This window comes from Streptomyces sp. NPDC016640 (assembly GCF_043076215.1).
In the GTDB taxonomy this organism is placed as follows: domain Bacteria; phylum Actinomycetota; class Actinomycetes; order Streptomycetales; family Streptomycetaceae; genus Streptomyces.
The window spans coordinates 328,973-349,919 of sequence record NZ_JBIBRG010000003.1 but is presented as its reverse complement, the minus strand read 5'-3'; the positions used below and the strand labels follow the sequence as shown (position 1 = coordinate 349,919).

General features: G+C 71.9%; 23 protein-coding genes and 1 pseudogene. 9 read left to right on the top strand and 15 right to left on the bottom strand.

Annotated elements, in window-relative coordinates; all coding sequences use genetic code 11:
* Window positions 1–4: 4 nt before the first annotated feature.
* Both ACF07S_RS08465 and ACF07S_RS08460 read right to left on the bottom strand, forming a co-directional pair.
* Window positions 5–2,398: an HAD-IC family P-type ATPase gene (locus ACF07S_RS08465; protein WP_391973744.1), complete on the bottom strand. Its 2,394-nt coding sequence runs from the start codon at window positions 2,396–2,398 to the stop codon at window positions 5–7.
* Window positions 2,399–2,557: 159 nt separating this feature from the next.
* Window positions 2,558–2,857 (bottom strand): DUF2530 domain-containing protein, encoded by a 300-nt coding sequence (locus tag ACF07S_RS08460; protein ID WP_391963776.1) that lies wholly within the window; start codon window positions 2,855–2,857, stop codon window positions 2,558–2,560.
* A gap of 180 nt (window positions 2,858–3,037) precedes the next feature.
* Here ACF07S_RS08460 and ACF07S_RS08455 point away from each other — a divergent pair, with 180 nt between their 5' ends.
* On the top strand, window positions 3,038–4,489 hold the full coding sequence (locus ACF07S_RS08455; protein ID WP_391963775.1) for an NCS2 family permease: 1,452 nt from the start codon (window positions 3,038–3,040) through the stop codon (window positions 4,487–4,489).
* 73 nt (window positions 4,490–4,562) lie between these two features.
* Here the strand turns inward: ACF07S_RS08455 and ACF07S_RS08450 are convergent, their stop codons facing one another.
* Entirely contained in the window at window positions 4,563–4,745 is a 183-nt protein-coding gene (locus ACF07S_RS08450; RefSeq protein ID WP_391963774.1) for a ribbon-helix-helix protein, CopG family, read from the bottom strand.
* A gap of 154 nt (window positions 4,746–4,899) precedes the next feature.
* Here ACF07S_RS08450 and ACF07S_RS08445 point away from each other — a divergent pair, with 154 nt between their 5' ends.
* Genes ACF07S_RS08445 through thpR form a run of 3 tightly spaced genes read left to right on the top strand, consistent with a single transcriptional unit; the run spans window position 4,900 to window position 7,342 of the window.
* Window positions 4,900–5,337, top strand: coding sequence for a MarR family winged helix-turn-helix transcriptional regulator (locus ACF07S_RS08445; protein ID WP_391963773.1), 438 nt, complete (start codon window positions 4,900–4,902; stop codon window positions 5,335–5,337).
* A gap of 28 nt (window positions 5,338–5,365) precedes the next feature.
* On the top strand, window positions 5,366–6,730 hold the full coding sequence (locus ACF07S_RS08440; protein ID WP_391973743.1) for an MFS transporter: 1,365 nt from the start codon (window positions 5,366–5,368) through the stop codon (window positions 6,728–6,730).
* Between the two features lie 39 nt (window positions 6,731–6,769).
* Window positions 6,770–7,342: an RNA 2',3'-cyclic phosphodiesterase gene (gene thpR, locus ACF07S_RS08435; protein WP_391973742.1), complete on the top strand. Its 573-nt coding sequence runs from the start codon at window positions 6,770–6,772 to the stop codon at window positions 7,340–7,342.
* A 132-nt stretch (window positions 7,343–7,474) separates the two neighbouring features.
* Here thpR and ACF07S_RS08430 read toward each other — a convergent pair whose 3' ends face one another.
* The 3 genes and pseudogenes from ACF07S_RS08430 to ACF07S_RS08420 all read right to left on the bottom strand — a co-directional run bounded on the left by ACF07S_RS08430 (window position 7,475) and on the right by ACF07S_RS08420 (window position 9,449).
* Entirely contained in the window at window positions 7,475–8,467 is a 993-nt protein-coding gene (locus ACF07S_RS08430; protein ID WP_391963942.1) for an aldo/keto reductase, read from the bottom strand.
* A 93-nt stretch (window positions 8,468–8,560) separates the two neighbouring features.
* A pseudogene (locus ACF07S_RS08425) lies at window positions 8,561–8,731 on the bottom strand (Uma2 family endonuclease); the annotation flags it as partial.
* Between the two features lie 40 nt (window positions 8,732–8,771).
* Window positions 8,772–9,449, bottom strand: coding sequence for a GDSL-type esterase/lipase family protein (locus tag ACF07S_RS08420; protein WP_391963770.1), 678 nt, complete (start codon window positions 9,447–9,449; stop codon window positions 8,772–8,774).
* A 109-nt stretch (window positions 9,450–9,558) separates the two neighbouring features.
* Here ACF07S_RS08420 and ACF07S_RS08415 point away from each other — a divergent pair, with 109 nt between their 5' ends.
* Window positions 9,559–10,524: a WD40 repeat domain-containing protein gene (locus tag ACF07S_RS08415; protein WP_391963769.1), complete on the top strand. Its 966-nt coding sequence runs from the start codon at window positions 9,559–9,561 to the stop codon at window positions 10,522–10,524.
* A 58-nt stretch (window positions 10,525–10,582) separates the two neighbouring features.
* Here the strand turns inward: ACF07S_RS08415 and ACF07S_RS08410 are convergent, their stop codons facing one another.
* Entirely contained in the window at window positions 10,583–11,350 is a 768-nt protein-coding gene (locus ACF07S_RS08410) for a TetR/AcrR family transcriptional regulator (protein ID WP_391963768.1), read from the bottom strand.
* Window positions 11,351–11,439: 89 nt separating this feature from the next.
* On the opposite strand from ACF07S_RS08410, the gene ACF07S_RS08405 reads away from it, so the two are divergent.
* Window positions 11,440–12,402 (top strand): ATP-binding cassette domain-containing protein, encoded by a 963-nt coding sequence (locus ACF07S_RS08405; RefSeq protein ID WP_391963767.1) that lies wholly within the window; start codon window positions 11,440–11,442, stop codon window positions 12,400–12,402.
* Window positions 12,399–13,223: an ABC transporter permease gene (locus ACF07S_RS08400; RefSeq protein ID WP_391973741.1), complete on the top strand. Its 825-nt coding sequence runs from the start codon at window positions 12,399–12,401 to the stop codon at window positions 13,221–13,223. Before ACF07S_RS08405 ends, ACF07S_RS08400 begins: the two co-directional genes overlap by 4 nt.
* On the opposite strand, the gene ACF07S_RS08395 is transcribed toward ACF07S_RS08400, so the two are convergent.
* Together ACF07S_RS08395 and ACF07S_RS08390 are read right to left on the bottom strand one after the other, a co-directional pair.
* Complete coding sequence (locus ACF07S_RS08395; RefSeq protein ID WP_391963765.1) at window positions 13,213–13,563, bottom strand: hypothetical protein; 351 nt, start codon at window positions 13,561–13,563, stop codon at window positions 13,213–13,215. The two genes, ACF07S_RS08400 and ACF07S_RS08395, sit on opposite strands and share 11 nt — an antisense overlap.
* Window positions 13,544–13,975: an ATP-binding protein gene (locus ACF07S_RS08390; protein WP_391963764.1), complete on the bottom strand. Its 432-nt coding sequence runs from the start codon at window positions 13,973–13,975 to the stop codon at window positions 13,544–13,546. Before ACF07S_RS08390 ends, ACF07S_RS08395 begins: the two co-directional genes overlap by 20 nt.
* Before the next feature lie 167 nt (window positions 13,976–14,142).
* Between ACF07S_RS08390 and ACF07S_RS08385 the strand changes: the two genes are divergently transcribed.
* A complete protein-coding gene (locus tag ACF07S_RS08385) occupies window positions 14,143–15,006 on the top strand; it encodes a helix-turn-helix domain-containing protein (protein ID WP_391963763.1) in 864 nt (287 codons plus the stop codon).
* A 2-nt stretch (window positions 15,007–15,008) separates the two neighbouring features.
* Entirely contained in the window at window positions 15,009–15,188 is a 180-nt protein-coding gene (locus tag ACF07S_RS08380) for a DUF397 domain-containing protein (protein ID WP_391963762.1), read from the top strand.
* Window positions 15,189–15,255: 67 nt separating this feature from the next.
* Here ACF07S_RS08380 and serC read toward each other — a convergent pair whose 3' ends face one another.
* From serC to ACF07S_RS08350, 6 genes are all read right to left on the bottom strand, one after another.
* A complete protein-coding gene (gene serC / locus ACF07S_RS08375) occupies window positions 15,256–16,374 on the bottom strand; it encodes a phosphoserine transaminase (RefSeq protein ID WP_391963761.1) in 1,119 nt (372 codons plus the stop codon).
* A gap of 88 nt (window positions 16,375–16,462) precedes the next feature.
* Window positions 16,463–17,698 carry a cytochrome P450 gene (locus ACF07S_RS08370; protein ID WP_391963760.1) on the bottom strand — a complete coding sequence of 412 codons (1,236 nt, stop codon included), beginning with the start codon at window positions 17,696–17,698 and terminating at the stop codon, window positions 16,463–16,465.
* The gene (locus ACF07S_RS08365; RefSeq protein ID WP_391973740.1) at window positions 17,695–18,312 is read right to left on the bottom strand and encodes an ATP/GTP-binding protein; all 618 of its coding nucleotides are present in this window, start codon (window positions 18,310–18,312) and stop codon (window positions 17,695–17,697) included. Before ACF07S_RS08365 ends, ACF07S_RS08370 begins: the two co-directional genes overlap by 4 nt.
* On the bottom strand, window positions 18,293–18,640 hold the full coding sequence (locus tag ACF07S_RS08360; RefSeq protein ID WP_391973739.1) for a DUF742 domain-containing protein: 348 nt from the start codon (window positions 18,638–18,640) through the stop codon (window positions 18,293–18,295). The genes ACF07S_RS08365 and ACF07S_RS08360 overlap by 20 nt, the downstream gene beginning before the upstream one ends.
* Window positions 18,637–19,044, bottom strand: coding sequence for a roadblock/LC7 domain-containing protein (locus ACF07S_RS08355; RefSeq protein WP_391963757.1), 408 nt, complete (start codon window positions 19,042–19,044; stop codon window positions 18,637–18,639). Before ACF07S_RS08355 ends, ACF07S_RS08360 begins: the two co-directional genes overlap by 4 nt.
* Window positions 19,041–20,783, bottom strand: coding sequence for an ATP-binding protein (locus ACF07S_RS08350; RefSeq protein WP_391973738.1), 1,743 nt, complete (start codon window positions 20,781–20,783; stop codon window positions 19,041–19,043). Before ACF07S_RS08350 ends, ACF07S_RS08355 begins: the two co-directional genes overlap by 4 nt.
* Window positions 20,784–20,947 lie beyond the last annotated feature (164 nt).

The window sequence follows — 20,947 nt, the reverse complement described above, 5'->3', positions numbered from 1 at the left end:
CGCGCTAAGCGGGAACGCGGCGGTCCACCCACCTCCACAGGAGTTCCAGGGTGGCCGCCGCCACCGCGGCGACGCCGACCGCGACCCACGGCATCGTCATGCCGACCAGCCTCAGCGCGAAGAACTCCTGCAGCCACGGCACCACCAGCACCAGCAGGAAACCCGCGCCCATCACCGCCACCAGCCCGACGCGCCACCAGGTGTAGGGCCGGGCGACGATCGCCAGCACCCACATCGAGATCAGGAACAGCGTCAGCGTCGCCGCGCTCGTCTCCGCGTCCAGCGCGCCCTCACCGGTGTAGTGCCACCGGGCGATCAGATACGTCGCGAAGGTCGCCAGCGCGGCCAGCACCCCGCCGGGGATCGCGTACCGCACGACCCGCCGCACGAAGTCCGGCCGCGCCCGCTCCTTGTTCGGGGCGAGGGCCAGGAAGAACGCCGGGACGCCGATGGTGAGCGTGGACAGCAGGGTCAGATGGCGCGGCAGGAACGGGTACTCCACCTGCGAGCACACCACCAGCACCGCCAGCAGCACCGAGTACACCGTCTTCACCAGGAACAGCGTCGCGACCCGGGTGATGTTGCCGATCACCCGCCGCCCCTCCGCCACCACCGACGGCAGCGTGGCGAAGCTGTTGTCCAGCAGCACGATCTGCGCGACCGCCCGCGTGGCCTCCGAGCCGGAGCCCATCGCCACCCCGATGTCGGCGTCCTTCAGCGCGAGGACGTCGTTGACGCCGTCGCCGGTCATGGCGACCGTGTGACCGCGTGCCTGGAGCGCGCCCACCATGCTCCGCTTCTGCTGCGGGGTGACCCGCCCGAACACCGTGCCCCGGTCCAGCGCCTCGGCCATGGCGTCCCGGTCGGCGGGCAGCCGGCGCGCGTCCACGGCCGCCCCGCTGAGCCCGAGCTTGGCCGCCACCGCACCGACCGACACCGCGTTGTCCCCGGAGACGACCTTGGCGCGGACGTCCTGCTCGGCGAAGTAGCGCAGGGTGTCGGCCGCGTCCGGCCGCAGCCGCTGCTCCAGCACCACCAGCGCGACCGGCCGTACGCCCTCGGCGACGCCGGGATCGCCCAGCTCGCGTTCGGTGCGGGCCAGCAGCAGCACCCGCAGCCCCCGCTCGTTCATCCGCCCGGTCTCCGCCAGCGCCGGATCGCCGTCGTCCAGCAGCACGTCGGGCGCCCCGAGCAGCCAGGTGCCGCTCTCCCCGTCGGCCCCGCTCAGGGTGGCCCCGCTGTACTTGCGGGCGGAGGAGAACGGCAGGGCCCCGGTGCAGCGCCGGCCCCCGGCGTCCGGGTAGGCGCCTGCGACGGCCCTCAGGGAGGCGTTGGGGCGGGGATCGGACGCGCCGAGCGCGCCCAGCACCTCGCGCACGTACGTCTCGTCGCCGTCGCCGAGCACGCGCAGCCCGGTGACGTCCATGCCGCCCTCGGTGAGGGTGCCGGTCTTGTCCAGGCAGACCGTGTCGACGCGGGCCAGCCCCTCGATCGCGGGCAGCTCCTGCACCAGGCACTGCTTGCGTCCCAGCCGGATCACCCCGACCGCGAAGGCGATCGAGGTGAGCAGCACCAGCCCTTCGGGGACCATCGGGACGATGCCGCCGACGGTGCGGGCGACGGAGTCCTTCAGCTCGTTGTCCTTGACGACCAGCTGGCTGACGACCAGGCCGATCGCGGTCGGGACCATCATCCACGTCACGTACTTGAGGATCGTGGAGATGCCGGAGCGCAGCTCGGAGTGGACCAGCGTGAAACGGGACGCCTTCTCGGCGAGCTGCGCCGCGTACGCCTCGCGTCCCACCCTGGTCGCCTGGAAGCAGCCGCCGCCCGCGAACACGAAACTGCCGGACAACACCTGGTCCCCGGGCCGCTTCACCACGGGATCGGCCTCACCGGTGAGCAGCGACTCGTCGATCTCCAGGCCGTCCGCCTCGACGCACACCCCGTCGACGACGACCTTGTCACCCGGCCCGATCTCGATCAGGTCGTCCAGCACGATCCCGGAGGTGCCGACCCGCGCGGCCGTCCCGTCCCGGCGCACCGTGGGCCGCACCTCGCCGATCAGCGCGAGGGAGTCCAGGGTCTTCTTCGCCCGCCACTCCTGGACGATGCCGATGCCGGTGTTGGCGAGGATCACGAAGCCGAACAGGCTGTCCTGGATGGGCGCGACCACCAGCATGATCAGCCACAGCACGCCGATGATGGCGTTGAACCGGGTGAGGACGTTGGCGCGGACGATCTCGGCCAGGGACCGGCTGCTGCGCGCCGGCACGTCGTTGACCTGCCCGCGCGCCACCCGTTCGGCCACCTCCGCGGAGGTCAGCCCGGTCACCGGGGAGGTGACCGGGCCGGGGTGCGCGGCTTCGGTCCGGGCGCCCGCCTCGAGATGCGTCATGAGTTCGACGGTACGGGCGGATTCGGTGGTTCACCCACCCGATGGGCGGAAGATCCGACCAGGGGAGGACGTCCGTAGTGCCGTGGTCGTACGGTGCCGTGGCCGTACGGCTCCGCCGGTCCCGGGACGGGACCGGGCCGGGACCGGCGGCCGTCGGGGTCAGCCGGCCGGCGGGGCGGGAGCGGGGCCGGGCAGCGGGGCCGCCCCGGCCGCCGCCCGCTTGATCGCGGCGTCGCGCCTGCGGACGTACCAGATGCCGATGACGCCGAGCCCGCCGCCGGCCAGGCAGGTCCACACCCACCAGGTGCGGCCGTGGTCGTCGAACCAGCCGTAGAACGGCAGCTGCACCAGGAACAGGGCGAACCAGATGACCGTGCCGCCGATGACGGTGCCGACCACGGGGCCCTCCAGGGGCTCCGGCGCCTCGTGCTGGGGGGATCCCGAAAATAGCCCTGTCATGCGGACAGCTTACGAGGGCGGGAAGGTGAGGCGCGCCGCACGGGGCCGGGTCCGTCTACGCGCGGAGATGGCATGGGCGGCGTTATATGTTCATACTGAATCCGTTTGTCTCTGGCCACTTCTGTTCGTAGAAAACACCAAAGGGCTTCGGGGGAAGTCCACCGGTGATGAGGTCTCCGCATGCCCACGTCGGCCCCCACCAAGGCCCCCCACCCCGAGCAGCCGGGGTCCGGTGCCGTGTCCGGCGCCCTCGACCGCTACTTCCGGATCTCCGAGCGCGGCAGCACGCTGTCCCGCGAGGTCCGCGGCGGATTCGCCACCTTCTTCGCGATGGCCTACATCATCGTGCTGAACCCGATCATCCTGGGCAGCGCGAAGGACGTGTACGGCAACCAGCTCGACAACGGTCAGCTGGTCACCGCGACCGCCCTGACGGCGGCGCTCACCACCCTCCTGATGGGCGTCATCGGCAACGTCCCGATCGCGCTGGCCGCCGGCCTCGGCGTCAACTCGGTCGTCGCGCTCCAGCTCGCGCCGCGGATGTCCTGGCCGGACGCCATGGGCATGGTGGTGCTGGCCGGTTTCATCGTGATGCTGCTGGTCGCCACCGGTCTGCGCGAACGCGTGATGAACGCCGTCCCGCACGGCCTGCGCAAGGCCATCGCCATCGGCATCGGCCTGTTCATCATGCTGATCGGCCTGGTCGACTCCGGCTTCGTCTCCCGCATCCCCGACGCCGCCCGGACCACCGTCCCGCTCCAGCTCGGCGGCGACGGCCACCTGGTCGGCTGGCCCGTCCTCGTCTTCGTCCTCGGCGCGCTGCTCACCCTGGCGCTGATCGTGCGCCGGGTCCCCGGCGCGATCCTCGTCTCGATCGTCGTGACGACGGTCGTCGCGATGATCATCAACGCCGTGGCCGACGTCCCCTCCTGGGGCCTGACGACGCCCACCTGGCCCGGCAACCCGCTCGCCACCCCCGACTTCGGCCTGATCGGCGAGGTCAGCCTGTTCGGCGGCTTCGCCGAGGTCGGAGTGCTGACCGGCGTCCTGTTCGTCTTCACCGTGCTGCTGTCGTGCTTCTTCGACGCGATGGGCACGATCATGGGCGTCTCCGACGAGGCCAGGCTGACCGACGCCCAGGGCCAGATGCCCGGTATCAACAAGGTCCTGTTCATCGACGGCGTCGCGGTCGCCGCGGGCGGCGCCTCCTCCTCGTCGGCCACCACCGCCTTCGTGGAGTCCACGGCCGGTGTCGGCGAGGGCGCGCGCACCGGTTTCGCCAACGTCGTCACCGGCGGTCTGTTCGCGGTCGCGCTGTTCCTCACGCCCGTCGCCACGATGGTCCCCTCCCAGGCGGCCACCCCGGCGCTGCTCGCGGTGGGCTTCCTGATCCTGGCGGGCTCGGTCAGGGAGATCGACTGGGCGGACCACACGATCGCCGTCCCGGCCTTCGTGACGATGGTGATGATGCCGTTCACCTACTCGATCACCAACGGCATCGGCATGGGCTTCATCACCTTCGCGGTGCTGCGCCTGGCGGCCGGCCGCGGCCGGGAGGTACCGCCGGCGATGTACGCGGTGGCGGCGGTCTTCGCCTTCTACTACCTGATGCCGGCGCTGGGCCTGACCTGACCGTGCGGCGCCGGGCCCGGCCTGCCGTGCGGCGTCCGGCCCGGCCTGACCGTGCGGCACGGGCCCGGGCGGGTCAGGTGACCCCGTAGAACTTCTCCGTCTCCTCGACGGCGGTCCGGAACCGCTGGTCGAAGTCATCGCGCATGAGCGTCCGGACGACGTAGTCCTGGACGCTCATGCCGCGTTTCGCGGCGTGGTGGCGGACCCGTTCGAGCAGGTCGTGGTCCATCCGCAGGCTGAGCACGTCGGTCCCCATGCGCACGAGCGTTGCCGCACACCACGGGGCGGTGCGGGGCGTTTCGCGAACGAATCACTCGTATGGGTGATGCAGTGTGACGGTGGCCGGGGTCATGACGCTGATTCGTGACCCGATTGGTCTTTAGCGAGAGTAATGAGTTACGCTAAGGAACATGTCGGACCTCAGCCATGGCGACGACGCAGCCGCCGTGAACGCCCTTCGATCCGCCGTGATGCGGCTGTCCCGTCGGCTCAAGCACCAGCGCGTCGACGAGTCCCTCAGCCCCACCGAGATGTCGGTGCTCGGCACCCTGGCCCGCTGCGGGCGGGCCACCCCGGGCGAGCTCGCCCGCAAGGAGCACGTCCAGCCGCCGTCGATGACCCGCATCGTGGCCCTGCTGGAGGCCAAGGGACTGGTCCGGCTGGAGCCGCACCCCGACGACCGGCGTCAGAAGGTCGTCTCACAGACCGAACGGGCCGAGGCGATGCTCGAGGAGAGCCGCCGCAAGCGGAACGCGTTCCTGGCCTCGCTGGCCGAGGAACTCGACGAGGACGAGTGGGCGAAACTCCGCGCCGCCGCCCCCGTGCTGGAGAAACTCGCACACGTCTGAGCGCACGGCGACAAGGAGGCGAATCCCTTTGAGTCCGGGAACCGGAGCAGTTTCCGCCCCCGCACCCGACCGCCACGACACCGCGACCGCCCCCGAGACCCCCGCCCCCGGGACCTCGATGTTCTCCTCGCTGAGGATCAGGAACTACCGCCTGTTCTTCCTCGGCCAGGTGGTCTCCAACACCGGTACCTGGACGCAGCGCATCGCCCAGGACTGGCTGGTGCTCAGCCTCACCGGATCCTCCACCGCCGTCGGCATCACCACGGCCCTGCAGTTCCTGCCGATGCTGCTGTTCGGCCTGTACGGCGGCGTCCTCGTCGACCGCCTGCGCAAGCGCCCCACGCTGCTCGTGACCCAGTCCGCGATGGCGCTCACCGCGATCGCGCTCGCCGTCCTCACCCTGAGCGGGCACGTCCAGGTCTGGCACGTCTACCTCGCCGCCTTCGCCGTCGGCCTCGCGACCGTCGTCGACAACCCGGCCCGCCAGTCCTTCGTCTCCGAACTCGTCGGCCCCGGCCGGCTGCAGAACGCGGTCAGTCTCAACTCCGCCAACTTCCAGTCCGCCCGCCTGGTCGGCCCCGCCGTCGCGGGTCTGCTGATCACCGGCGTCGGCACCGGCTGGGCGTTCCTCCTCAACGGCCTGTCCTTCGTCGCGCCGCTGGCCGGCCTGCTGCTGATGCGCGCCCGCGAACTGCACGCCGTCGAGCGCGCCCCGCGCGGCAAGGGACAGCTGCGGGAGGGCCTGCGCCATGTCGCCGGGCGGCCCGAGCTGATCTGGCCGATCGTCCTGGTCGGTTTCATCGGCACCTTCGCCTTCAACTTCCCCGTCTATCTGTCCGCCTTCGCCGACGACGTCTTCCACGCCGGCGCCGGCACCTACAGCCTGTTCAACACACTGGCGGCGGTCGGCTCGGTGTCCGGCGCCCTGCTCGCCGCCCGGCGCGGCACGGCCCGGCTGCGGCTGCTGATCCTGGGCGCGCTGGCCTTCGGCACGGTGGAGATCCTGGCCGCCGTCTCCCCGGCCCTGTGGATGTTCTCCCTGCTGATGATCCCGCTGGGCCTGTTCGCGATGACGGTCAACGTCACCACCAACACCAGCCTGCAGATGGCGACGGACCCCGCGATGCGCGGCCGCGTCATGGCCCTCTACATGATGGTCTTCCTCGGCGGCTCCCCGGTCGGCTCCCCGGTCGTCGGCTGGATCACCGACACCTACGGCGCCCGGGCCGGCCTCGCCGCCGGCGGCGCCGTCGCCGTCCTCGCCGCGGCCGTCATCGGCCTGATCCTGGCCCGGGCCGGCGGGCTGCGCCTGTCCGTCGCCTGGCACCGGGGCCACCCCCGGGTGCGCCTCGTGCCGCGGGAGCGCCGAAAGGCGCCGGCCCCGGCGGCCTGACGGCCGCCGGGCCGGGGGCGGCACGGGCAGACTGGCCGCATGAGACTCTTCACCGCCGTGCTGCCCCCCGAGGACGTGATGCGGGAGCTCGCCGCCGAGGTGGCCCGGCTGAGGACGCTGCCCGGGGCCGACGGGCTGCGGTGGACCGGGCGGGCCGGGTGGCACTTCACGCTCGCCTTCTACGGCGAGGTCGAGGACGGACTCGTGCCGGAGCTGACGGCGCGGCTGGAGCGGGCCGCGTCCCGCACCGAGCCGTTCGAGCTGGCGCTGTCCGGCGGGGGCCAGTTCGGGCACGGCAGGGCGCTGTGGGCCGGGGCGGAGGGGGACCTGCGCGCGATGCGCCTGCTGGCCGAGCGGGCCGGGGCGGCGGCGCGCAGGGCGGGCGTGCCGGTGGAGGAGCACCGCCGCTACAAGGCCCACCTCACCGTGGCCCGCAGCCGGGACGGCGTCGACGTACGGCCGTACCTGGAGGCCCTGGACGCGTTCCGGAGCCGTCCCTGGACCGTGGGCGAGCTGGCGCTGGTGCGCAGCAACCTGCCGACGTCGGGGGTACCGGGCGAGCAGCCCCGTTATGAGACGGTCGCCCGCCGGGCCCTCGGGGCGGCCGGTTAGGCTCACAGGCGTGGACCCGAAGACCCGGAACCGGATCATGGCCGGTGTGCTCGTACTGATGTTCGTCGTGGTGGCGGTGGCGGCGGCACTCGGCGGGTAGCGCCGCCGCCCGTCGGCGCGGTGTGCCCTCCGCTACCAGGCGAAGGCCTCCGGGGACGGCCCCGGACCCGGGAAGACCTCGTCCAGCGAGGTCAGCAGCTCCTCGCTCAGCTCCAGGTCGACGGCCCGGATCGCGGACGCCAGCTGCCCGGCGGTGCGCGGACCGACGATCGGGCCGGTCACGCCGGGCCGGGTGAGCAGCCAGGCCAGCGCGGCCTCACCGGGCTCGACGCCGTGCTTGTCGAGCAGGTCCTCGTACGCCTGGATCTGGGCGCGGGACGACGGATCGGCGAGGGCGTCGGCGGCCCGGCCGGAGGCGCGGCGGCCGCCCTCGACCTCCTTCCTGATCACGCCGCCCAGCAGGCCGCCGTGCAGCGGCGACCAGGGGATGACCCCGAGCCCGTAGTCCCGCGCGGCCGGGATGACCTCCATCTCGGCGCGGCGCTCGGCGAGGTTGTACAGGCACTGCTCGCTGACCAGCCCGATGGTCCCGCCGCGCCGGGCGGCGATCTCGTTGGCCTGGGCGATCTTGTAGCCGGGGAAGTTCGAGGAACCGGCGTAGATGACCTTGCCCTGCTGGATCAGGACGTCGATCGCCTGCCAGATCTCCTCGAACGGGGTGTCCCGGTCGACGTGGTGGAACTGGTAGAGGTCGATGTAGTCGGTCCCCAGCCGCTTGAGCGAGGCGTCCACGGCCCGCCGGATGTTCACGGCGGACAGCTTGTCGTGGTTGGGCCACGCCTCGCCGTCGGCGCCCATGTTCCCGTACACCTTGGTGGCCAGGACCACCTTGTCGCGGCGCTCGCCGCCCTTCGCGAACCAGTTCCCGATGATCGATTCCGTACGGCCCTTGTTCTCGCCCCAGCCGTACACGTTGGCGGTGTCGAAGAAGTTGATCCCGGCGTCCAGCGCCGCGTCCATGATGGCGTGGCTGTCGGCCTCGTCGGTCTGCGGACCGAAGTTCATCGTCCCGAGGACGAGGCGGCTGACCTTGAGTCCGGTGCGTCCCAGCTGCGTGTACTTCATGAACCCCAGCCAACGTCCTGGAGTGCGCTCCAGGCAAGCGCGGGAAGGTCGGTCGCGAGGGAAATCGCCGGTGCGGACGGTCAGGTCGGCCACCGTGCCCGTCAGGTCCATGAGGTCGCCGAAGTCCACCCTCGTCCTCGTGGCGTAGTCGCCGTTCTTGGGGTGGGTGTAGACGTGGCACCGGCCCTGATACGGGTCGACGACGACGTAGAGGGGCACTTCCGCCGTCGCGTAGGCGGTCTTCTTCGGGCCGTATCGGGACACGGGGCCGGCGCACGTGCCAACGTCTCCACGGCACCACGCCCTACGCCGTTCGACAGGGGCCTCCCAGGTCCCAGCCCTGCCACATCGCCTCCGCGAAGGCCGCCGCGACCTTGTGTTCGCCGCTCGCGTTGGGGTGGGTGCCGTCGTAGGTGTCGGTGCGGAGGTCGTACGAGGGGGGCGGCGGGACGAGCAGCAGCGAGGAGCCCGCTTCGTCCAGGTCGACGGTGGTCTTCGCCAGGAGTTCGTTGAAGTGGGCGACCTGTTCGGCGAAGGCCGGATCGGCCTCCACCCGGATGTTCGGGATCACCGGCAGCACCGCCATGCGGATGCGCGGGTTCGCGGACCGTGCCCCGGCGACGAAGGCGCGGACGTTGTCCGCCGTCTGCTCGGCGTTCGTGTAGAAGCCCAGGTCGATCAGGCCCAGCGACACGAGGAGCACGTCCGCGCGGCAGGAGCGGACGGTCTCGCCGATCAGCGGGGCCATGTGGTGCCAGCCCTCGCCCCAGCCGGCCAGGTGGGCGCGGGGGAAGCGCGGGTCGGCGTACGCGTGCGACGTGGGGGCGTCCGTCGCCGGGTCGTGCAGCGCCTCGCGCGGGCCGACCAGGGTGAAGGGGTCGCCGTAGGTGGTGCACAGGTGCTGCCACAGGCGGTAGCGCCAGGTGTGGTCACCCGCGCTCCCGATCGTCATGGAGTCGCCTACGGGCATGAACCTGAGCATCCGGTCATCATCGGTGATCGGCCCGGTCACCGCGATGTGAGCCCCGACACCTGCGGCGAGGCGGCCCCGCCCCGCCGTGGAGTGCGCCCCGCAATGGCACTCTTGGGTCATGCGCCGACCCCTCGCCCTGATCGCCGCGACCCTCCTCGTGGGCGCGCTCGCCGTGCCCGCCTCCGCAGCCGACGGCGACGACGGGTTCACGATGAAGGACCCGCGCATCACCGAGTCCAGCGGTCTCGCCGCCTCCCGCCTCCACTCCGGCGTCTACTGGACCCACAACGACAGCGACGACGGCCCCTACCTCTACGCCGTCGACGGCGCGACCGGCGAGACCGTCGCCCGCCTGACCCTCACCGGCGTCGGCACGCCCCGGGACGTCGAGGCCATCGCCGTCGGGCCCGGCAACAGGATCTTCGTCGGCGACATCGGGGACAACCTCGGGGGCTCGTGGCCGTACGTGTGGATCTACGAGCTGCCCGAGCCGGAGGAGCTGAGGGACGCCACCGTGCGGGCCACGCAGTACGTCGTGAAGTACTCCGACGGGCCGCGCGACGCCGAGTCCCTGGTCGTGCACCCCAGGACCGGCCGCGTCTACCTCATCGACAAGAAGGAGGAGGGCGGCCACCTGTACGAGGGGCCCGCCCGTCTCTCGGCGTCCGGGAGCAACGTCTTCCGGCCGGTCGCCCCCGTCGAGCTGTGGGCCACCGACGCCGCGCTCTCCCCGGACGGGCGACAGCTCGCCGTACGCGGCTACTTCGGCGGCGTCCACTACGACTGGAACGGCGGGAAGCCCGAGCGGAAGGAGCGGCTGAGCGTGCCGCTCCAGGGGCAGGGGGAGTCCGTGACCTACTCCGCCGACGGGTCCCGGCTGATGTACGGCAGCGAGGGTGCGGAGAGTCCGGTCGAGGCCCGGGAGGTGCCGGGCGGGACCGGCGGCGGGCGGGGGACCGGCGCGCGGGGCGGGCAGGGTGCCTCCGGCGGTGGGACGGGCGACGGCGTCCAGGTCGGTGCCCTCGTCGCCGTGGCCGTGGTCGTCGCGGCCGTGTTCGGGCTGGGGCGCCGCCGGCGGCGCTGAACCGGCCGCCGGCCGGCCGCACCCCGCGGTACCGGGCCGGCCGCTCCGTCCCCTCCCGTCATTCCGCGAGGCGGCGGGCGACGATGTTCTCCAGCCCGTCCAGGATGCGCTGCAGACCGAACTCGAAATGGTCGAAGTCGGAGCCGAAGGTGTCCTCGGAGAGACCGGCCATGACCGGGTAGCGCCCGCTGTTCATGGCCTTCTCCAGGGCCGGCCGCTGCGCCTCCCAGAACTGCGCGTCCGTCAGTCCCGAGCCGTGCTCGGCCTCCGCCTGGTACAGCTGGGTGCGGGCGGCGCCGACGACGTAACTGTCGACCAGGACGATCGCGGAGAGCAGTTCGGGGTCGGACAGGCCCATCGGCTTGATCCGGGAGAGCACCTTCTCCATGCTGTCCAGCGCGGAGGGGCCCAGGACCGGGCGGGACTGGTTGACCTGGAGCAGCCAGGGGTGCCGGCGGTACAGGGCCAGCGTGGCCCGGCCCAAGGCCTCCAGCGCCGACCGCCAGTCGCCGTCGCCGAGGTCGGCGGGGTCCTCCGAGGGGCGCTGCACGCGGTCCAGCATCAGGTCGAGCAACTCGGCCTTGCCGGGCACGTAGCGGTACAGGGACATCGTGCCGGTGCCGAGCTCGGTGGCTATCCGGCGCATCGACAGCGCGTCGATGCCCTCCCGGTCGGCGACCTCGACGGCGGCCTCCACGACGCGGTCCAGCGTCAGGCCCGGTTTCGGTCCGCGGCTGGGCCTCGGGCCGGTGTCCCATAGCAGGTCAAGAGTGCGGGCGATGTCACCGCTGCCGCTGGTCTCCGTACCGCCCTTGCCGCTGCTCATGGGGGCAGTCTAGATCCGTGTGGGGAAACTGGGTACGTCGTACGCGTAATCGGGTACGGTGTACTCGGTTGTGTGTGAAGGGGGACAACATGAACGACGGATACGCGGTCCGGGCCGAGGGTCTGGAGAAGCGTTACGGCGAGAAGCGTGCCCTGGACGGCTTCGACCTGGCCGTCCGCGAGGGCACGGTGCACGGACTGCTGGGACCGAACGGCGCGGGCAAGACCACCGCCGTGCGCATCCTGGCGACGCTCGTCCGGCCGGCCGGGGGCCGCGCCACGGTGGCCGGGCTCGACGTGGCCCGGCAGGCGCGCGAGGTGCGGGCACGGATCGGGCTCACCGGGCAGTACGCGGCGGTGGACGAGGTGCTTACCGGGCGGCAGAACCTGGAGATGTTCGGCCGGCTGTTCCACCTGGGCGGCCGGCGCGCCAAGACGCGGGCCGTCGAACTGCTGGAACGGTTCGACCTCACCGACGCGGCCGACAAGGGCGTCGGCGGTTACAGCGGCGGCATGCGCCGCCGCCTCGACCTCGCCGCCTCGATGATCCTCGCGCCGGCCGTGCTCTTCCTGGACGAGCCGACGACCGGACTCGACCCGCGCAGCCGGGGCGAGGTCTGGGACTCCGTCCGCGCGTTGGTGGCCGACGGCACGACCGTGCTGCTCACCACCCAGTATTTGGAGGAGGCCGACAGGCTGGCCTCCCGGATCACCGTCATCGACCAGGGACGGGCCATCGCCGACGACACTCCCGACGGGCTGAAGGACCTGGTCGGCGGCGACCGCATCGAGGTGGTGGTCGCCGATCGCACCGAGATCCCGCGCGTGGTGAAGGCGGTCGCCCGGGTCGCCGACGGCGAACCCGAGGCGAACGAGACCGAGTTGCGGGTGCATGCCTCCGTGACCGACCGGGTGGCCGCACTCACCGATGTGGCGCGCACCCTGCAGGACGAGGGCGTGCGGGTGGAGGACATCGGGCTGCGCAGGCCGAGCCTCGACGACGTGTTCCTGCGCCTGACCGGACACCGCACGGAGAAGGAGGCGACGGCATGAGCGCCCTCGACCTGACGACCGGCCCGGACGGCCGCGGACGGCTGTACTGGCTGCTCGCCGATGTCGCCAACATCGTCCGCCGCGGCCTGACCCACTACCGGCGCCAGCCCGTCAACATCGCCTGGCAGCTCGGCTTCCCGATCCTCTCCGTGCTGCTCTACGGCTATGTCTTCGGCAGCGCGATGAAGGTGCCGGGCGGCGGGGACTACAAGGACTTCCTGATGCCGGGCATGTTCGTGATGACCATGGCGTTCGGCTTCATCAACACCGCGACCGTCGTCGTCTACGACTCCACCAAGGGCGTCATCGACCGGTTCCGCTCCATGCCGATGGCCTCCTCGGCGGTGGTCGCCGGGCGCGGTGTGACCGATCTGATCGTCGCCTGCGCGGAGTTGGGCATCATGATGCTGACCGCGCTGGCCATGGGCTGGCGGCCGGACGGCGGCTGGGGTTTCCTGGCGGCGTTCGGGCTGCTGCTGTGGCTGCGGTTCGCGCTGATCTGGATCGGCGTCTGGCTGGGGTTGCTGGTGCCGAACCCGGAGGCGGCCGGCGGGCTGTTCGCGGTCGCCTTCCCGCTGACGATGATCTCCAGCATCTTCGTCGCCCCGCAGCTCATGCCGGACTGGCTGGGCTGGCTGGCCGCCTGGAACCCGATCTCCTCCACGGCCGCGGCGGCCCGCGACCTGTTCGGCACACCGGCCGGCGGCGGCGACTCCTGGATCGAGCAGCACGCGCTGCTGATGGCGGGGCTGTGGCCGGTGATCCTCACGGCGGTCTTCCTGCCGCTCGCGGTCCGACGCTTCCAGCGGCTCAGCCGCTGACGTCCGACCCGCCGGCGTACGGCATGGGTGCCCGGCGCGACTCCGCGTCGGGCACCCGGCCGACGTACGGCCGGACCACGTCGTCGTCGGTGTGCCAGGAAGGCGGCGGAGGGCGGGACGGGACGTGCCAGCACGCCTCCTCGGCCGGAAAGGGCAGGTAGCGGCCCGCCGCACGGCACCGCTTCGACCAGCGGCGCCAGCGCGCGTCGTGCGGGTCCGGCAGCCGCCGTACGCACGGGTCCGGTGCGCGGACCTCCTGCGCGGGGCCGTTCGCGGCGGGGCCGCCGGGGCGCGGCCGGGCGAGCAGTCGGGCGAGCGTGTCACGGACCGTCCGGAACATGGGCCCTCTCCGGTGTCTCGGCCCGCGCGAGCGTGAAACGGGCCCACACGCACTTCGCGTACGGTTCCTGCCGATGGCCCCAGGCGTCGGCCAACGCCTCCACGAGCGCGAGTCCGCGTCCGCCTTCCTCGTCCGGGGCGGAGTCGTGGAGCCGGGGGAGCCGGTTCCTGTCCGGGTCGGTGACCTCCAGGACCAGTTCCGGTTCGCACAGGGTGAGGGTGACCTCGACCTGGGCGAAGGAGATTCGGCAGTGGGTCACGGCGTTGGTGACGAGTTCGTTCGCCAGCAGGGTGACCGCGTCGGCGAGTTGGTCGGTGACGCCCCAGTCCGCGAGGGCTTTGCGCACGTGCTGCCGGGCGGTCGCCACGTGCCTTCTGTGTTTGGGGATGCGGAAGGTCTCGGTTGCGGGCATGGGGGTGCCGTACCTCCTGACGTAGGTCAAGTGCGCGGTTCGTTGGAGCCGCTCCGAGGTTAGGTCCGCAAAAGCGAAGCTCGCAATCCAAAAGGTCGCATACATGCTGTCGTACGTATGTGCAGTATGTACCTTGCTCTACAGTGATCTGTCGAAGGGGGACCGAGATGCCCACAGGTGGACGACCGACCGTACGCAGCAGGCGACTTGGTGCTGCCCTCAGGCGCTACCGGTTGGCGGCCAGGCTCGACCAGCCGCAGGCCGCCGAGGTGATCGCGGCCCACCAGACCCGGGTCAGCCGTATCGAGACCGGGCACGTCATCGCTCGCCCCATCGAAATCCGGGCCATGTTGAAGGCGTACGGCGTCGACGACGACGAAGTGCGTGAGAAGTTGGAGGCGTTGGCGAAGCAGTCGAAGCGGCGTGGGTGGTGGCTGGAGCACGCCGAGCACCTGCGCCCGGACTACGTGGACCACATCGCGCTGGAGGACGACGCGACGTACATCCGGCAGTGGCAGCCGGTGCTCGTCCCCGGGCTTCTGCAAACAGCGGCCTACGCGGAAGGAGTCATCGCCGCAGGCCCTGATTACGTGGCCCCGGAGGTGGTCGGCCAGCTGGTGAAGGTACGCGAGGGGCGGCAGGCGAAGATCGAGGAGGGCGGCGCGTCGTACACCGCCATCCTCTGGGAAGCGGTCGTGGTGCATCCGCTGGTGGAGGTCGGGATCCACAGGGAGCAGCTGTCCGCCATTCTCGAACTCGCGAAGAGAAAGAACGTCACCGTGCAGGTGTTGCCCTTCAGTGCGGGAGCCCTGGCGGCTACGACCTCCGCGTTCTCCTCCTTCAGTTTCGATTCCGAGCCGGTTGTCGAAGCGGTGACGCTGGAGAACCTGAGAGGAACGTCGGTTCTTGAGGCCCCGGAAGACCTGACCGCTTACGCGAATATGTACGACCAACTACGATCAGCGGCGTTGGCGCCGGAAGCGAGCGCGAGGCTCATCCGGGACGTATTGCGGAGCATGAAAGAAGACTGATCGTGACCGAGGCTGTGGGTCCCTTCCGGAAGTCGTCCTACTCCGGCCAGCAGGGTGACTGCGTCGAAGTGGCCGACACGTCCGACTGCGGTCGGGTCGTCCGTGACAGCAAGCGGCAGGACGGTCCTCTGCTCACCGTCTCCCGTGAGAGCTGGCGGGCCTTCCTCCGTCAGTTCGTGTAGGCGGCGCACGTGCGAAAGGGCGCCCGGTGGATCACCGCCGGGCGCCCTTTCGCTCACGTGTGACTGATCAGAGCCGCTCGATCACGTAGTCGACGCACTTGGTCAGCGCCTCGACGTCCGCCGGGTCGATCGCCGGGAACATCGCGACCCGGAGCTGGTTGCGGCCGAGCTTGCGGTAGGGCTCGGTGTCGACGATGCCGTTGGCGCGCAGCACCTTGGCGACGGCGGCGGCGTCGACCTCGTCCGTGAAGTCGATGGTGCCGATGACCTGGGAGCGCTTGGCCGGGTCGGTGACGAACGGGGCCGCGGACTTCGCGCTCTCCGCCCAGTCGTACAGGCGGGTCGAGGAGTCCTTCGTGCGGGCCGTGGACCAGTCGAGACCGCCCTGGCCGTTGATCCACTCCAGCTGCTCGTTCAGCAGGAACAGGGTGGCGAGGGCCGGGGTGTTGTACGTCTGGTTCTTGCGGGAGTTGTCGATCGCGGTGGGGAGGGAGAAGAACTCCGGGACGTGGCGGCCGGAGGCGTGGATCCGTTCGGCGCGCTCGATCGCGGCCGGGGAGAACACGCCGATCCACAGGCCGCCGTCGGAGGCGAAGGACTTCTGCGGGGCGAAGTAGTAGACGTCCGTCTCGGCGATGTCGACGGGCAGGCCGCCCGCGCCGGAGGTGGCGTCCACGAGGACGAGGGCGCCCTCGTCGGCACCGGCCACCCGCTCGAGGGGCATGGCGACGCCGGTGGAGGTCTCGTTGTGGGTGAACGCGTACACGTCCACGCCCGCCTCCGCCTGTGCCTCGGGGTGCGTGCCCGGGTCGGCGGAGATGACGGTGGGCTCGGCCAGCCAGGGGGCGAGCTTGGCGGCCTTGGCGAACTTGGAGCTGAACTCGCCGAAGCTGAGGTGCTGCGACTTGTTCTCGATCAGGCCGTGGGTCGCGATGTCCCAGAACGCGGTGGAGCCGCCGTTGCCGAGGACCACCTCGTATCCGTCGGGGAGCCGGAACAGTTCCCGGACGCCCTCGCGCACCCTGCCGACCAGGTTCTTGACCGGGGCCTGGCGGTGGGAGGTGCCCAGCAGGGACGTACCGGTCGCGGCCAGCGCGTCCAGCGCTTCCGTCCGCACCTTGGAGGGGCCCGCACCGAAACGACCGTCGGCGGGCTTGATGTCAGCAGGAATCCGGATCTCAGCCACGACGGGAGCCTAGCGGCTGAGTGAAACCGGGGCGAAACATCGTCCGGCCGCTGAGACGGGCGGCGGGCGGCCGGCGGGCCGCCCGCCGTCAGGCGAGCGTGCCCTTGAGGGCGGGGGTGGGGGTGAAGGTGACCGGGAGTTCGGACAGCCCCCGCATGAACGGGGACGGCCGGCGGGTCAGGGACGCGGCCGGCACCGCCAGGTCGATGTCCGGCAGCCGGTCCAGGACGACCTCGATGCCGGTCCGCGCGATCACCTCGGCGATCTCCTGCGCCGGGAACGGGCAGCGGTGCTCCCCGTGGCCGAAGGAGAAGTGGGCGTTGTTGCCGCCGGTCAGCGCCGAACTGTCGGTGCGGACCTGGGGGTCGGAGTTGGCGCCCTGCAGGCCGAGCAGCAGCAGGTCGCCGGCGCGGACGCGGCGACCGCCGAGCTGGGTGTCGCGGGAGGCCCAGCGGCCGGCCACGTTCTGGTTGGGCGTGTCCTCCCACAGCACCTCGTTCATCGCCTCGGCGATGCTGTTGCGGCCGCCGAACAGGGACGCGGCGAACCGGCTGTCGGTCAGCATCAGGCGCAGGGAGTTGCCGATCCAGTCGGCGGTGGGCAGGTGACCGGCCCCCAGCATCACCGTCAGGTCGTGGATGACCTCCTCGTCGGTGTAACCGGCGGGGTCGGCGAGCATCCGGGACACCACGTCGTCGGCGGGCTCGTCCCGGCGGGCGGCCACCAGCCGCGTCATCGACGTGAGCAGGAGCATCCCGCCGGCCTGGTCGTGGTCCCGGCCGTCGGCTATGGCGTTGAGGGCGGTGACCAGGCCCGGGCCCTCCTCGTCGCCGAAGCCGAAGAGCCAGGCCAGGACCCGTACCGGGAGCCGCATCGCGTACTCGCCGACGATGTCGGCGGTGCCCCGGGTGCAGATGCCGTCGATCAGCTCGTCCGCGAACCTCTCCGTGTGGCCGCGGAGCTGGAAGGGGTTCACCGACTCCAGCGCGTCGACCAGCATCGCGACGCGCCGGCGGTGGTCCTCACCAGTCGTGTGCAGGATCGACGGCTGCCTGCGGCTGATCATCGCGCGCAGCGGCCAGTCGTCGGGGAGGTCGTCCCACCGGTTCCACAGCTCGGGGTCGCGGCTGAACAGCGCGGGGTCGCCGGTGACCTGGTGCAGTTCGCGGTAGCCGAGCACCAGCCAGGCCGGTATGCCGCCGTCGAGCAGTACCGGGACCACGCTGCCGTGCTCGCGCCGCATCTCCCGGTACGCCCTGGCCGGGTCGCTCTGCAGCAGGGGTCCGTCGAGGGGGACGGGGACGGAAGTGGGGGCGGTGCTCACACCAGCTCCTGACGGGGGGCTCGGGCGGGATCGGCGTACAGGGCCCGGATGTGCTCCACCAGCGTGATCAGGACCAGCTTGCCGGACTCCCGGGACCGCGCGTCGCAGGTGATCAGCGGTACGTGCGGGTCGAGGTCGAGGGAGTCGCGGATCTGCTCCGGGGTGAAGGCGGGGCCGCCGAAGTCGTTGCAGGCCACGATGAAGGGCGTGCCGTGTCGTTCCAGGCGGTCGATGGCGTACCAGGAGTCGTCGATGCGGCGGGTGTCGACGAGGACGACCGCGCCGAGGGCGCCGGAGAACAGCCGGTCCCACAGGAACCAGAAGCGTTCCTGGCCGGGCGCGCCGAACAGGTACAGCACGTTGCGCGCGTCGAGCGAGATGCGGCCGAAGTCGAAGGCGACGGTGGTCGCGGTCTTGCCGCGCACCGCGCTGACGTCGTCGACCGCCTCGCCCGCCTGGGTCATCGTCTCCTCGGTGGTGAGGGGACGTATCTCGCTGACCGAGCGGACCATCGTCGTCTTGCCGGCGCCGAAGCCGCCCACGACCACGATTTTCAGCCCGTTGTCGGCGGAGGCGCGCAGCGGTGTGCGTCTCTCAGAGGTTGCGGAGTCCAACGAGCACCTGCTCCAGGATGTCGGGGTCGTAAACGGCGGTCCTGTGGGGGTGACGGGCGCTGACCCGGCCCGCCGCGAGGAGGTCGGAGAGCAGGATCCGGGTGATGCTCACGGGCAGTTTCAGCTCGGCCGCGATCTCCACGACCGCCGTGGGGCGTTCGGTCATCCGCAGGATCGCCGCGTGCTCGGACTGCATGCCGGTCACCGGATCGCACTCGGCGACGACCAGGGTCACCAGGTCGAAGGGGTTGTCGGGGCCGGACCGGCTGCGCCCCTGGGTGAGGGTGTAGAGCCGGTCCGGGGCATCGTCCCTGCCGGGCCTGCTCATGAGGTGCGCGGCGGGGCGGTCAGGTGCTCGCCGAGCTGCTCCACCAGTTCGCTCATGTTGTGGCCGACGAGGCCGGCGTCCGCGTCCTCGGTGGTGACGACGGCCAGGTGCGCGCCCTGGCCGGCCTCCACGATGAAGAGGACGCCGCCGTAGAACTCGGTCATCGCCGAGCGCACGCCTCCGCTGCCGTCGCCGAACTCGACCGAGGCGCCGTGGGACAGCGACTGGATGCCGGCGGCGATCGCCGCCAGCTGGTCGGCCTGGTCGGTGGAGAGCTCCGGGGTGCGGCACAGTTTCAGGCCGTCACGGGACAGCACGAGCGCGTGTCGCGCGCCCGGCGTGCGCTCCAGCAGGCCCTCTATCAGCCAGGTGAGCTTCTCGTCGACGGTCGTCGTGCCGGTCATGAGGTCGTGTCGCCTTCCGGGGTCGTGGGGATGTGCTCGGCTGTGGGGGCCGTGTCGGGTCTGGAGTGAGCGTCGGGCGCGGCGGCGGGGCGGACGGCCTGCCGGAAGCTGCTGAAGCGGGCCGTGCGGGCCCGGCTCTCCTCGGCGGTGGGGGCGGGGCGGGGGACGGCGGTGCGGTCGGCGGACCGCGTGCGCTCGGCGTCGGCGAGGGTCCGGCCGCGTCGGCGGCGGGGCAGTACCAGCGGGGCGGCTTCGGTGTCCCGGTCCGGGGACTCGTGCGTGGGCACCGGGTCGCGGTCGGGGGCCGTCGTGCCGGGGGCCGTGGTGCCGGGAGTGGGCGTGGTGGGGGTCGCCGGGGCGGTGTCGCGCGTGGTGAGGTGGCTCGTTTCCGGTTCCGTCGCGTCGGGGGCGGGCGTGGTGAGGTGGCCTGTTTCCGGGTGGGGCGTGTCCGCGGCGGGGGCCGGTTCGGCCTTCGTACGGCTCCGGCGGGGGAGGCCCGCGGCCGTCGGCCCGGCCGCCGGTTCGGCGGTGTCGGTGGCCGGCGTGGTGGCTGGTGCCGCCGTGGTGGACGAGGCCGCCGGTGCGGTCGGACCGGCGGTCGTGGTGGTGGCCTTGCCGGCCGGTGCGGCGCCGGTGGACGGGGGCGCGGACGCGTCCGTCGCCGTGAGGATCTCCTGCGGGACGAGCATCAGCACGCTGGTGCCGCCGCGGGCCGAGGGGCGGTAGGAGACCTTGAGGCCGTACCGCCGGGCCAGCCGGCCGACCACGGCCAGGCCGAGCCGGGTGCCGGTGAGGCCGCCGAGGTCGGTGGTGCCGCCGGAGACCGCGCGTTCGGCGCGGCGCAGCTGGACCTCGCTCATGACGAGTCCGCTGTCCTCGACGGACACGATGATGCCGGCCGGGACCTCCTCGACGTAGACGTGGACCTCGGCGGTCGGCGGCGAGAAGTTCGCGGCGTTGTCGAGGAGCTCGGCGAGCGCGTGCATCACGCCCTCGGCGGCGTGCCCGGCGACGGCGGTGTCGCTGGCGGCGTGCACGCGGATGCGCTGGTAGCCGCTGATCCGGCCCATGGCGCCGCGCAGAATCGATTCCATGGCGATGGGGCGGGCCCAGCGGCGGCCCGAGCGGGCGCCGGTGAGGACGGCGACGGAGTCGGCGAGCCTGCCCGCCTGCGCGGTGCGGTGGTCGAGGTGGAGCAGGTCGGTGAGGACCTCCTCGTCGTGGTGCTTCTCCTCCATGGCGCGCAGGTCCGCGAGCATGCCGGTGGCCAGGGCCTGCATGCGGCCGGCGGCGTTGGCGGTCGCGGACAGCGCGGCGGCGCGGGCGCCGTCGGCCTCGCGCAGCCGGGCGTCCAGCCGTGCGACGTGGGCGGCGTGCTCCTCGGTGAGGCGTGCGGTCGCGGCGGCGTGCTCCCGGGTGAGCCGTGCGAGTTCGGCGGTGTGCTCCTCGGTGAGCCGGTTCCGCTCCTGGAGCAGCCGGCCGAGGTCCTGGGTGACGGTGTTCAGGCGGGTCCGCGTCGCGCGCGCCGACGAAACGGCCCGGGCGGCCACCGTGGCCGCCGCGCACAGCAGCAGGCCGGCGACCGTCCCGGTCACCGCGAGGGCACCGCGCGCGGACTCCGGTCCGAGGAACACAGCGGCGGTGACCGCGAGCGCGGCGAGTACGGCGGTGAGCAGCGGCACGGTCAGCGGGCCGCGGGGGGCGGCGGCGCGGTCACCGGGGAGTGGGGGGAAGGTCATCGATCAGGGTCCTCGGTCGGGTCCGCGGGTGTGCACCGTCGTCCGCACGGCCCGCTCGTGTCCAGGGGGTTGCCGGATCCGGATCCGGGGTCGCTTCTCGAGCGAGTGCCCGACAACTACGCGCAACTCGCGGTCACTATATGTGAGTCCCTGATCGACTTGGG

Coding starts and splice junctions, on each gene's coding strand:
- ACF07S_RS08395 (WP_391963765.1), bottom strand. CDS start 13,563: ATGTTCCGGACGGTCCGTGACACGCTCGCCCGACTGCTCGCCCGGCCG.
- ACF07S_RS08400 (WP_391973741.1), top strand. CDS start 12,399: ATGAGCGCCCTCGACCTGACGACCGGCCCGGACGGCCGCGGACGGCTG.
- ACF07S_RS08450 (WP_391963774.1), bottom strand. CDS start 4,745: ATGGGGACCGACGTGCTCAGCCTGCGGATGGACCACGACCTGCTCGAA.
- ACF07S_RS08445 (WP_391963773.1), top strand. CDS start 4,900: ATGTCGGACCTCAGCCATGGCGACGACGCAGCCGCCGTGAACGCCCTT.
- ACF07S_RS08405 (WP_391963767.1), top strand. CDS start 11,440: ATGAACGACGGATACGCGGTCCGGGCCGAGGGTCTGGAGAAGCGTTAC.
- ACF07S_RS08430 (WP_391963942.1), bottom strand. CDS start 8,467: ATGAAGTACACGCAGCTGGGACGCACCGGACTCAAGGTCAGCCGCCTC.
- ACF07S_RS08355 (WP_391963757.1), bottom strand. CDS start 19,044: ATGACCGGCACGACGACCGTCGACGAGAAGCTCACCTGGCTGATAGAG.
- ACF07S_RS08390 (WP_391963764.1), bottom strand. CDS start 13,975: ATGCCCGCAACCGAGACCTTCCGCATCCCCAAACACAGAAGGCACGTG.
- ACF07S_RS08350 (WP_391973738.1), bottom strand. CDS start 20,783: ATGACCTTCCCCCCACTCCCCGGTGACCGCGCCGCCGCCCCCCGCGGC.
- thpR (WP_391973742.1), top strand. CDS start 6,770: ATGAGACTCTTCACCGCCGTGCTGCCCCCCGAGGACGTGATGCGGGAG.
- ACF07S_RS08360 (WP_391973739.1), bottom strand. CDS start 18,640: ATGAGCAGGCCCGGCAGGGACGATGCCCCGGACCGGCTCTACACCCTC.
- ACF07S_RS08415 (WP_391963769.1), top strand. CDS start 9,559: ATGCGCCGACCCCTCGCCCTGATCGCCGCGACCCTCCTCGTGGGCGCG.
- ACF07S_RS08455 (WP_391963775.1), top strand. CDS start 3,038: ATGCCCACGTCGGCCCCCACCAAGGCCCCCCACCCCGAGCAGCCGGGG.
- ACF07S_RS08465 (WP_391973744.1), bottom strand. CDS start 2,398: ATGACGCATCTCGAGGCGGGCGCCCGGACCGAAGCCGCGCACCCCGGC.
- ACF07S_RS08410 (WP_391963768.1), bottom strand. CDS start 11,350: ATGAGCAGCGGCAAGGGCGGTACGGAGACCAGCGGCAGCGGTGACATC.
- ACF07S_RS08460 (WP_391963776.1), bottom strand. CDS start 2,857: ATGACAGGGCTATTTTCGGGATCCCCCCAGCACGAGGCGCCGGAGCCC.
- ACF07S_RS08385 (WP_391963763.1), top strand. CDS start 14,143: ATGCCCACAGGTGGACGACCGACCGTACGCAGCAGGCGACTTGGTGCT.
- ACF07S_RS08420 (WP_391963770.1), bottom strand. CDS start 9,449: ATGCTCAGGTTCATGCCCGTAGGCGACTCCATGACGATCGGGAGCGCG.